The organism is Spirosoma taeanense (assembly GCF_013127955.1).
Taxonomy (GTDB): Bacteria; Bacteroidota; Bacteroidia; order Cytophagales; family Spirosomataceae; genus Spirosoma; species Spirosoma taeanense.
In genome coordinates this window covers 1,597,291-1,608,091 of the sequence record NZ_CP053435.1, presented here as the reverse complement: position 1 = coordinate 1,608,091, position 10,801 = coordinate 1,597,291, and the positions used below count along the sequence as shown (strand labels likewise).

12 protein-coding genes are annotated in these 10,801 nt (G+C 55.6%); all 12 read right to left on the bottom strand.

The genetic code is table 11. From position 1 onward, the window contains the following. Window positions 1-10 precede the first annotated feature (10 nt). From HNV11_RS06895 to HNV11_RS06840, 12 genes are read right to left on the bottom strand one after another with little or no spacing between them, the layout of a single operon-like run. The gene (locus HNV11_RS06895; RefSeq protein ID WP_171738975.1) at window positions 11-415 is read right to left on the bottom strand and encodes a GPW/gp25 family protein; all 405 of its coding nucleotides are present in this window, start codon (window positions 413-415) and stop codon (window positions 11-13) included. A gap of 12 nt (window positions 416-427) precedes the next feature. Further along, entirely contained in the window at window positions 428-718 is a 291-nt protein-coding gene (locus HNV11_RS06890; protein WP_171738974.1) for a PAAR domain-containing protein, read from the bottom strand. A gap of 11 nt (window positions 719-729) precedes the next feature. Next, the gene (gene vgrG / locus HNV11_RS06885) at window positions 730-2,481 is read right to left on the bottom strand and encodes a type VI secretion system tip protein VgrG (protein ID WP_171738973.1); all 1,752 of its coding nucleotides are present in this window, start codon (window positions 2,479-2,481) and stop codon (window positions 730-732) included. Continuing rightward, the gene (locus tag HNV11_RS06880; RefSeq protein WP_171738972.1) at window positions 2,478-3,278 is read right to left on the bottom strand and encodes a CIS tube protein; all 801 of its coding nucleotides are present in this window, start codon (window positions 3,276-3,278) and stop codon (window positions 2,478-2,480) included. The genes vgrG and HNV11_RS06880 overlap by 4 nt, the downstream gene beginning before the upstream one ends. 18 nt (window positions 3,279-3,296) lie before the next feature. Continuing rightward, window positions 3,297-3,476 carry a DUF5908 family protein gene (locus HNV11_RS06875; RefSeq protein WP_171738971.1) on the bottom strand — a complete coding sequence of 60 codons (180 nt, stop codon included), beginning with the start codon at window positions 3,474-3,476 and terminating at the stop codon, window positions 3,297-3,299. 12 nt (window positions 3,477-3,488) lie between these two features. Beyond that, window positions 3,489-3,998 (bottom strand): phage tail protein, encoded by a 510-nt coding sequence (locus HNV11_RS06870; protein WP_171738970.1) that lies wholly within the window; start codon window positions 3,996-3,998, stop codon window positions 3,489-3,491. A 10-nt stretch (window positions 3,999-4,008) separates the two neighbouring features. Continuing rightward, window positions 4,009-4,443, bottom strand: coding sequence for a phage tail protein (locus HNV11_RS06865; protein ID WP_171738969.1), 435 nt, complete (start codon window positions 4,441-4,443; stop codon window positions 4,009-4,011). Between the two features lie 29 nt (window positions 4,444-4,472). After that, a complete protein-coding gene (locus HNV11_RS23900) occupies window positions 4,473-6,533 on the bottom strand; it encodes a phage tail sheath C-terminal domain-containing protein (RefSeq protein WP_171738968.1) in 2,061 nt (686 codons plus the stop codon). A 29-nt stretch (window positions 6,534-6,562) separates the two neighbouring features. Next, window positions 6,563-7,978, bottom strand: coding sequence for a phage tail sheath family protein (locus HNV11_RS06855; RefSeq protein WP_171738967.1), 1,416 nt, complete (start codon window positions 7,976-7,978; stop codon window positions 6,563-6,565). Window positions 7,979-7,983: 5 nt separating this feature from the next. Beyond that, a complete protein-coding gene (locus HNV11_RS06850; protein ID WP_171738966.1) occupies window positions 7,984-9,075 on the bottom strand; it encodes a hypothetical protein in 1,092 nt (363 codons plus the stop codon). Beyond that, window positions 9,072-9,656, bottom strand: coding sequence for a DUF4255 domain-containing protein (locus tag HNV11_RS06845; protein ID WP_171738965.1), 585 nt, complete (start codon window positions 9,654-9,656; stop codon window positions 9,072-9,074). Before HNV11_RS06845 ends, HNV11_RS06850 begins: the two co-directional genes overlap by 4 nt. A gap of 47 nt (window positions 9,657-9,703) precedes the next feature. Continuing rightward, on the bottom strand, window positions 9,704-10,567 hold the full coding sequence (locus tag HNV11_RS06840; RefSeq protein ID WP_171738964.1) for a hypothetical protein: 864 nt from the start codon (window positions 10,565-10,567) through the stop codon (window positions 9,704-9,706). Window positions 10,568-10,801: the final 234 nt, after the last annotated feature.

Here is a 10,801-nt window from a genome sequence, read left to right as displayed (position 1 = left end):
TCGGGTGGCTCTATTTCTCTGTCCCTTCGTTTATGTAGAACGGATAGACTAAGTTGTTACGAGTGTTGGTGCTGCGAACTACGTATTCGACCAGAATGAGCAGCCGTCCTGCCTCCTGCCGATCCTGCATGACCGCCAGTTCGGTGAGTTTGATTCTGGGCTCGTAAAGCGCAATTGCGAACTCCAGGTCTTTTTCGAGCGTAGCGACCAGTGACGTGTCGATACCTTCAAACATCAGCCGGTCGAGGCTCATGCCGTAGCCGGGACGCATGATCCGTTCGCCAATCCGGGTACCCAGCAGGATTTCCAGACTGCCCCGAATGTCGTCTTCACCTTCGGTCATCACGACTTCTTTCGTGCGGTTATCGAACGTCGGCGGGAAGCTCCAGCCTTTGCCTAAGAATAGCTCTGCCATAGCGTTAATGCGTTAACCGCCGATCAGTACGGTCGGACAACCGACGATGATGGTGCCTCCATGCGCGGTAGGATCACCCATGCGGGCCGCGGGTTTACCGCCAATCAGCACCGTCGCCGAACCCATTAGGATGGTATCGGGCGGACCGACGCAGGTACACAAATCACCCAGACAGGCTGCCGGCATACCGCCAATCAACACGGTTACTGTTCCCGGCGGCAATACGGGGCCACCCACATGCGGCACAACCCCGGTTACCATCGGACACACATGCATATCGCCAATTCGTGCCGCCATGCCCATATTCGTTGTCGTTAGTTTATCTGCACCAGAGACCCTTTCAGTACGGCAATCGCGCTGGTCGATACCTCGACACCGGCGGTTCCTTCGACTTTGAAGTTTAGGCCAGCCTTCAGCGTTACGTCCATCGTTCCCTCTACCTTGATTGCTTTTTTGGCCTTAAAGGTCAATTCGCCCGCACTTTCAATGACAATACCGCTCCCTGATAAGGAGATGCTGTTACCCGATTTGTCGGTCAGGCTGATCTTCTTTTTGTCGTCGTCCAGCGTAACGGTACGGCCGCCGGGTGTTTCGAGCGTAATCTTCTTTTTGTCGTCGTTGAACCGCAGGGCCAGCTTCTCGCGCGACACATACGCCTTTTCGGGGTTTTTGTCGGCGGCCGTTATGGGGGCCGGCTTACTGCTGCTGTTCATCATGCCCAGCACGACCGGGAAACGGGGGTCGTCGTTCAGAAAACCCACCACGACTTCGTCGCCTACCTCGGGCAGAAAAAACGTACCCCGTTCGTTGCCCGCATCCAGCGTAGCCACCCGCGCCCAGATGCCTTCATCGGTGGTGCTGATGGTCGGAATTTTGACCTGAATCCGGTTTTCGCCCGCCGGGTCATTTTGCAGGTGCGACACCACGCCAATGTGCAGGCCACGGATGGCGGGCAGTAAGCCCGCGGCCGGAGGCATGGACGTGTTGAACTGTTTGGTGTGCCAGTCGGGATTCATACCGAACTGCGCATCACAGACCCAGTTGCCGCCCGACAGTTCATGCCGAACACCCGATACGTAAACCTTGCCGTTCAGCCGGTTACCTACGCCCGCCAGTTCCAGCACCGTGCCCGGCAAGACGGTTGCCATGCCCTGAAACCGGACCCGCCCCCGCGTTTTCGCCATGCGGTTGCGCAGCAGTTGGGCGTCGGCCCAGCTTTGCAGTTCATTGGGCGGCAGCTGACCCGTATGAAAGAAGTCATGCGATTCCAGACCGATTACGTCGGCCAGTTGGCTGCTGCTGAGATCCCCATTTTCGGTCCAGTCGGGTTCGGCGGCAGTCGCTTCGGCCAGGTCCTGACTGGCGACATCCCAGGCCAGGGCTTTTACCTGCCTGTCCTGTATTCGGGCGTCAATCTCGGCATCAAACTCAAGAATGGTCGCCCCGAAGAGCGTAGTCGCCAGGGCCTCGCCACTGACCGACGGTTTGGTCACCGTTAGCGTACCGTCGCTGACCAGACAAACCAGGCCATTGACATCGGCCCGGCTCACCATAAAATCCCAGTCGGAGCATTGGTACTGCACCAGTTCTTTGTGTTCAACGGTGGTATCGTCGATGGTGGCCGTCAGGTCGGGGTAATCCGCCAGGATGGTTTCCAGAGCCGCGCTGTCTTTGCTGTCAGCAAACAGCCGGCTTTTTTCGCCAACCGTCATTTTGACCGCTACATCCCTGCACTCGACCAGCAGCTGCGAATAATTATTCCGGATCTTTATACCATGCCGAATGATGATTCCCTTAAAAATCAGCGCTTCCTGCGAATGATAGCCCGCCGTAATCTCGATCTCGTTACCCGGCACGAACGTATCCTGGTTGCTGAGGCTGAACTCGCTCCGGGCCGGATCGCCATCCGCCAAGGTCAGCCGGGCAGTTGGAATGCGGTTGACTTCCTTACTGACCACAATTGACAGCACCCCGACTGTGCGCGAGAGAGCTTCGCCGTTTACCCGGATGGTGAACGTAACTAGGTCGGTATTCCGGTCGATGGGCAGCAGTCGCGATGCAGTCATTTTTTGAAGTTATCAACGGGTGGAAAGAACAGCTCCTGTCCAACGGTCAGCGCCCGGAAGTTGAGCAGCTTGTTGGCCTCGGCAACCTGCAGGTATAGCGACGAATCGCCGTAGATGCGGTAGCACATCAGCGGCAGCGTATCGCCCTCCTGCACGGTCCGTCGGTGAGTGAGGTCCGGCGATGCCGTTTGCTGCACCGCTTCGCGCAGAAAGTCATTGCGGTGATTCTCAAAGCTGACATTGGCCGTTGCCCGGAGCGGGGTACCATCTGACTTAAAAAGTTTAAACTGATAGCTCAGGCTTTTCAGCGCCCCGAAAAAGACGAGCTTGCCCCAGCAGATCTGCACCTTCCGGGGCTGATGCTGCTCACCCTCGTAAGTGTAGACGATGTTATTCAGCTTCAGAATCTGCTTCGCTACGTCGTATTCCTCTTCATCACCACCCGTCAGGCTCGCAATAGCTCCGGCAATAGCGCCCGCCACCGGCACCCCTTCCAGCGGATTATTCGACGGCATTTTCGGAATGACGCCGGTCCCGTCGAACAGCAGTTCAAAATCAATACTGATCGGCTCGGAACTGACGTACTGCGCCGAGGTGCTGCTGGCCCCCTGGGGCGGCTGGCGATTGTAATTCAGGGCGTAGTTAATCCGGTACGTATTGGGGTTGACCAGCACCGTCAGGGTATCATCCGGATTGGACGACCGAACCGGCGGACTATCAGGAGCCGGGTCGGCTTCCAGGGCCGTAATGGTCATCTTGGTCAGGCTTCCTTTGGCCAGTAACGTATCCAGAATCATGGCGGAGTCGTTGGGTTGTTATCGTTCCTGTTTGTCTTCCAGCATCTGCATCACCTGCTCCACGCAGGCCGCAATAATGGCTTCGCGGTCAGCCCTGGTCAGCGTACCGCCCCGACGGTTTCCTGAATCCGTCTGACTGGCCGTTTCGGTTTCATCGACCCGGGCCCGGATAACCAGTTCACGTATTTCAATCGGCATAGCGGCAGGAGTTCAGAAGCCGATGTTCACATTGATTGACGCCGTCAGGCTGCCCGCCAGGTCCATCGCTACGCTGGCCGGATCGTAGTATTTGAAGTAATGGTATTGCAGCACCATCGTTTCGACCACGATCTCGTTCCGCTCGGCGTTGAACGCGCCGATGTCGAGCCGTTTGGGCAGCGCGTGCACCACGTACCAGTTATAGACCGGCAGATGGTTTTCGTCTAAAAGCGAGATCATCAGGTTCGACGGGGAGTATTCCTGCTTCTCAATCGCCTTTCGGCACCAGTGCAGGATACCCGAGCCGAGAAATTTACCCCGCTTCAGCGTCAGGTCGCCGTACTTGGTACGAACGGGCAGTTGATGCACCAGCCGGTTTTCGCCCCCTTCGTTGAAGGTTTCCATCTCAACCTCCGCCGACAGTCCCGACACTTCCTGAAACCGGATGTCGTTGGGAAACTGAGGGAACAGCTCAAAGACGACTGAGAAATGAAACCCGACATGCGGATAGCTCAAATCCATAGCTCAGTGATCAGGTATGTTCCATCGTTACTCCTTCGTGCGCCAGAACCAGCGTTTCAACGGCTACTTCGTTGCTGCCGGCGTTCAGGTCCGACGAAGTTACTTTCAAGGCCCAGGCGTTCTTGACCTTCCAGACCACCATCGGCTCGTGGGCTTCGTTGAGCAGGCTGATCGTTACGTTCCGGCGCGTGATCGTATTCAGGGCAACCGAGTTCCACCAGTCGTAGAATTCATTATTACCTTTAAACACCCCCCGCTTGAGCGTAATGTCGCCGAAGGTCTGCATACCCGGCATTTTGATCTTGGAGTATTCGGGGCTGACCCCGTCGCGGTACTCGATCTTCTCGGTGGTTACTTCAAGGCCCGTCACCTCCGTAAAACCGGCGTTTGCGATGCCGTCCCAGTCCACGCGAAAATGGAACTTGGGTAGTGGATAATCTGCCATAGGGAAAAAAATTTAGAAGATACCTGATTTTAGGATTCCTGCATTTTGTGGGAGAATCGAAGGATAATGAATTCGGCGGGTCTGACGGCGGCCATGCCAATCTCGACGATCATGCGGCCTTCCAGCACATCCAGCGCCGTCATCGTTTCGTTCAGGCCCACCTTTACGTAAAAGGCTTGTTCGGGTCGGGCACCGGCCAGCGCACCGGCCCGCCACTGCAGCGTCAGAAAATTCTCGACCATAGCCTTCACCCGAACCCAGGTGTTGGCATCGTTGGGCTCAAAGACAAACGGCTCCGTCGCTTTCTTGATGGATTCTTCGGCGAACGTAAAGAACCGGCGCACCGGTACGTAGCGCCACTCGTTATCGTTACCGGCCAGCGTCCGCGCCCCCCAGATCAGAATCCCTTTGCCCGTAAAGGCCCGGATGACATTCACCGATTTGCCCGTGCCGTGGACGTTCAGATCGGCCTGCTCTTTGTCTTCCAGCCGAACCGCCGGACCAATAACGGCGTTCAGACTGACGTTGGCGGGGGCTTTCCAGACCCCGCGCGTCCGGTCAACGCTGGCATATACGCCCGCGACGGCCCCCGAGGGCGGCACCAGCGCCATATCCCGTTTGAATCGGGTCGCCAATCCCTTGAACCACGGATGCTGCGCAAACAACTGCTGCTCGGCCGAGGTCTTGCTCAATAGCGACGACTTGAATAGGTTATCGACGGTATTGATGAGCCGCTGTGCCGCATTGGCAAACAGCTCCGCCGACAACACATTCGCTCCTTTGGCCTTGATGGAGGTCGCGCCGTTGGCCCCTATGTTTATGCTCGCATCAGCCGTCAGCGTACTCACCGCTACGTTCCCTACCCAGACGGTATTGTTCAGACTGGCATAGTCGGTATCGACGGCCGCGGCATTCCGGCCGGCTGGCATCAGATCGGTCAGCAGCGCGGCATTCTTTTCGATTTTTATCAGGTTGGTGAGGCTACCGATAAACGTAGCGTCAGCTTTCAGTGCATCGAGCGAAGCCTGTAACGTAGCGTCGAGCGTAGCCGCATCCAGCGTCTGCAGGGACAGAGCAAGCGTCCGCACAAAGGTGATAATGGCGGTAAACTGCTCGCGGGTGCTGTTAGGGGTCGCATTAAGAAACGTAGCCGTCAGCCGGTCAAAATGCGTCTTCAGCGGACTGATGGTCGCCCGGGTCAGGGCCGGTGAGGTGGCGGCAGCCAGAGCGTCTACAAACGCCTTAGTATCAGCACCCGTTTGTGTTACGCGCTGTACCAGAGCGGCTTCGGTAGGGTTGCTGCTGAGCGCATCCAGATCGCCCTGTGTCAGATTGATGAGGTTATTCGCATTGCCGGGGTCCGGTTTCTTCAACGTCAGCAGATCAAACGACAGATCGGGGGCGTAGGTCGTGTACAGCCAGGGATAATAGGCCGCTCCGTATTTGAGGTTTTCGGTGCCAACGTTATCCCGGAATTTGGCAATCGGGTCATTGCCAACGGCGGCTTTCCGGAACCCCTCGCGGATGTCCATCAGCACGAAGCGGTCATTCAGGGTTTCGCACTGACGCAGGGCTTCTACCTGGATGCTCCCCAGTTCGGCCTCGGTCAGCTCCACGGCATCCGGAAACAGCAGGATTGTTGGTTCGTCAACGGCTCTGATACTATCCAAGCCCGCCAGCAGTTGCCGATCGTTGGTGAGATTGCCCAGTTTAACCGGCGCCGGAAAAAGGCCCGTCGACACGATGTAACAGGGACCGCCCCCGTTGTCGAAAAAATGCCGGACGGCCTTATACAGATGATAGCGCCGGTTATCGGGACCCGTCTTGGCGTTAATGGCCGCGATTGTTGTATTGGTTACGGTCACCTCATAGGAGGATGGCTGAAAATCGCCCCCGAAATAAAGTTCATATTCGAGCAGCGACGAAATCCGCGCCGGCACAAACCCGAGTGGCTTGTTGTCGGAATCGTCCTGCGCCCTGGCCGTGTAGCCGATAAACGCCGGAACCGCCGTAGCGACCGCAGCCACTGAAGGTGGAAACAAAGTTCGCTCCTCGACAAATACACCGGGGGTACTATACGTCGTAGCCATAAGAGGAAAAGGTTAGTGCGTAGCGCGCGTTAGGATTCCTGCATTTTGTGGGAGAATCGGAGGATGATGAACTCGGCGGGTCTGACGACGGCCATGCCAATCTCGACGATCATCCGGCCTTCCAGCACGTCCAGCGCCGTCATGGTTTCGCCCAGGCCGACGTGTACGAAAAACGCGTGTTCGGGTTTCATACCGGCCAGCGCACCGGCCCGCCACTGCAGAAACAGGAAGTTTTCAATCAGCCCTTTTACCTTCACCCAGGTGTTGGCATCGTTGGGCTCGAAAACAAACGGCTCCGTCGCTTTCTTAACCGACTCTTCGACCATGATAAAAAACCGCCGGACCGAGACGTAGCGCCACTCGTTGTCATTGCCGGCCAGCGTCCGCGCACCCCACACCAGATTCCCTTTTCCTTCGAAGAACCGCAGGGCATTCACCGATTTGCCCGTCGGGTGCACGTTCAGGTCCTGCTGCGTCTGATCGTCGATTTTGACCGTCAGTTCCTTCACAAAATTCAGGCTGACATTGGCGGGGGCTTTCCAGACTCCGCGCGTCCGGTCGACGCTGGCGTACACGCCCGCTATGGCGCTGCTGGGTGGCAGAATGACGGTTTGTTTACCGATTTCTTTCCGGATTGCTTCGTAGAGCGTCGTGTTCGTCTGGACTTTGCCGCCTACCGTCTTGCCCGTCTTTAACTCAGTCAGCGTAAAGCCATTGAAGTCAGAGCCCGTTTGGGTAATGGTAATAGCCGCTTCGTCATAATCGAAGGTGAGAATCGTTCGCAGGTAAGGATGATACACCGCGCCATAGGTCAGATTGTTCGTGCCGATGTTATCCCGGAAATTACCCACGGCAGCGGCCAGATTAGCCTGTCCAGCCGTCTGAATATCGGCAATCAGGAAGCGGTCTTTCAGCGTAGCGCACTGCTGCAGGGCCGCATTCAGGACCGCATGGTACTGGGCCGAATCCGCTACGCCGACGGCATCGGGAATGACCAGCAGCGTGGGTTCATCTTCCTGACTGAGTGCGTTAACCCCCGCAATCAGTTCGGCAGAGCTTACCGTCCGGGGCGTATTCGGGGCCGAGAAGTAATTGTTCACCGCTACGATATAACAGGCTCCTCCGCCATTGGCAAAATACAGCTGCAGGCTCTGAAACATCCGGAACCGCAGGAGGGCGTTCAGATCGTTTAGTCCTGCGGTTATTTTCCCCTGACTGTCGAGCGTCAGCCCACCGACCGGCACGGAATACGCGTCGCCGAAAATCAGCTGAAATTCCGACAGCGACGTTATGCGAACCGGCTTGTTCTGCAGCGTCTCACCTTCATACGTTATCGTCCCGGTATAACCGACAAAAGCCGGTATGGCCGTTTCAACCTGAGCAACCGACGGAGGGAATTTAGGCACTTCCCTCACGTACACACCGGGGGTTTTGAAATCTTCCATCTGCGTTAAAGAGTTTGGACCACTTCTAATTTTGACTGGTTTGCTTTAGGCGTCGGCAGGTTACGTTCGGCACCGGCAACCGTCAGTTTGACCTGTACGGCCGCTTCGGCTTCTTTGGTCATACTCCGGTTGGAGCGGAGCAGAAAAACAGGTTTCCCGGCTGCCTTTTGTTTCAGCAGGACATACTGACGCCGTTCGTAGGAGTCCGGCTCCAGGTCAGGCTCCGGAACCCAGGTCAGGGACAGCCCCGACAGGCCGGTGGTGCTGGTAGTCAGGTTGGTTAAAGCGTTGTTGTTAACGGTTACCTTGTCGGCGGAATCAATCAGAAAGTATTTCCACAGCTCCGACCGGAAGCTGAGCGTATAAGTTGGTTTGGCAGCGTAATCAAATGTCTTGTCGGCGAAGATTTCCAGCAGGCCCCAGCCATTCGGCTCGCGGAGTCGCTCGTCAAAATAAATCGCTTCGGTTCGCGTGGGAGCCGCTCCCGAAAACTGGAGGAAATAGCGGCCGGGCCTCAGCGAGACGAAATGCCCCGGCGCGTCTTCGATCTGTAACAGGTTGATCGTTAGCGTGCCGGCAGGCCCTGTAACAAAGGTCTTAATGACTTTTTTACCGGTGCCGGGCTCAATCCGGCTAATCTCTACCTGATTGAAATCGGCGCTCAGGGGAATGGTCAGCACCCGGTTAACCAGCCAGCCGAAATCCTTCTCCCCTACCTTGCCCCCGCTCGTTTTGATAACGGCATTTGATGGATCGATGGCACCCGCGCCGGTCAGGTTGGCGAAATAGTAGAACGGCTTACCGAGCTTACCGGCCGGGTACGTCAATCGGGTGTAATTGTCAAATACCGGATTTTGAAGCTGAAGCAGGAATGTAAACGAGGTAAGCGAATTGATTTTCCGAAGCACCTGCCCCTGTTCGTTCGACGAAAACAGGACGACGCCCCCCTCCTCCGTGGCTTTGAACCGGAGACCATTGTTGCGTAAGGCGCTCTGGCAGTCGGCAGTCGGCAGCAGGGCCATATCCGGACAGGAGCCACCGAAATAGTCGTGCTGGCAACGGATCGAAAACAGGATATCGTAGATTGCCTGGATCATAACAAATGGCTGCTCAGTTCGATGCTGGTAACTAGTGAGCCTGGTTCCGACTCCGTATCCTCAATCATCAGCATGCGAATCCGATACAGAACCGAGGGCATATACTTGCCCCCCAGCATGGCCCAGAGGTGATTCAACTGCTCGAAGTTGGCCGAGTACAGCTCCGCGACGAGCTTTTCAATACCGGGGTCAAGCGTCGGCGTATTGTCGTGGGTAAACACGGCTTTGCGCTGAAAAAAGGCAATGATGTTTGAGACCAGCAGCAGGGCGTTCAGATAGGTAACCTCAGTGGTTGAGTTGACCGCAAACAGCACATAGAAATTCAGAAACAGGGGCGGATTTACCCGGACTACCGTCGAAATGGTGGGCTGTTTATAGATGGAGCCATTTTTCAGCGTGGTTTCTTCCTCCACATTCACCAGAGACATGATCACCGCATCGGTTGGCGCCGTTCCACCGTTCTGGTCAATCCCGGCAATATTCATCAGCCGGACAATTGGCCCGTTATTCCCGTTAGCGATCTTGGTTTCCAGGAACGCATTCAGTTCGGTACGGATTCCTTCAAGCGCCGGTCTTAACATAGTTCGGTTTGGTTAATGAACTTCGGGAGCATTGGACAGCCCCCGACTTACAGATTCACAAAATCCTTTTTGGCTGTACTGTATTTTTTCGTACCCAGTATGCCTTCTTCAATCAACCGGTTGATCTCCCGTCGCAGAACCAGGAGCCGTTGGTGAAAGCGGGGTTCGCCGATATCGAGCAGCGCTTTCAACGGGTTTGCGCTTTGCAGGGCCGCCAGAATAGTGGCACTGGTCGCGCGGCCCTGGTGCCGGATATCGGCAATGACCAGGCATACGGTGTCGGGTTGGCCATCCAGAGCGTAACGGGCCGCGTATTCCACCATCTTCGTCTGGAAGTGCCGGATACCGATGTCTACCTGCGCCAGTCGGTTAGCCGGGTCATTCTGAGCCCAGTGCACCAGCTTGGCCGCCTGAATCACTTCGGTGTCCTCTATCTCCCGCAAACTCGGATTAAAGTAGTCCAGCAACCTCTCGGTCGACGTGTCCGATTCAAGGATAATAATGCCTTCGTTAGCTATCCGAACGATTCGGCCATCTTCGATCCGTAAGTCCGGAAAGTATTCAGACGCCATAGGGAGTTGGAGCAGCGCCTTTACATACGTAACAAAATCGCCATTCGGAACATGGGCAGCGTATTGGAGGAACGAAAACGTAAAGCGAGCCCGGTCATACGTATTTAAGGTGTGATAGAGTGCCCCCTCAGCCATAGCCGTCGGATGAATGAAATCGGCCCAGAAACCATACGTCGATCTGAAGTCGGCCCGGTTATATTTCTGAACGGCGGTGCCAACAATATTCATCAGCCCTTTGCCGCCTTCAAACGGAACGCGGCTGCCAATAAAGAAGCGGGCACCATCTATCCTCCCAAAATACTTATTGCCCTGCTCTAACGAAAAGCCAACAATTTTCATAGCTATGCTGAAATAACCGCCATTGCCCTACACAAATAAATAAGCAAAAAGCAAGCTTCTCGCCTGCAGCCAGCAGGCGTTTTCAGAAGCAATACCGTACTGATTATTTACGTTAAATTCCAGAACGAATCCTGTCCAACTAATTCAACGCTGGTTATTAAAAAATCCTAGAAAGCGAATAAGACTTTCCTAACTTTTCAAAAAAAGCTATAGGCAAAAAGCAGAACAATCATG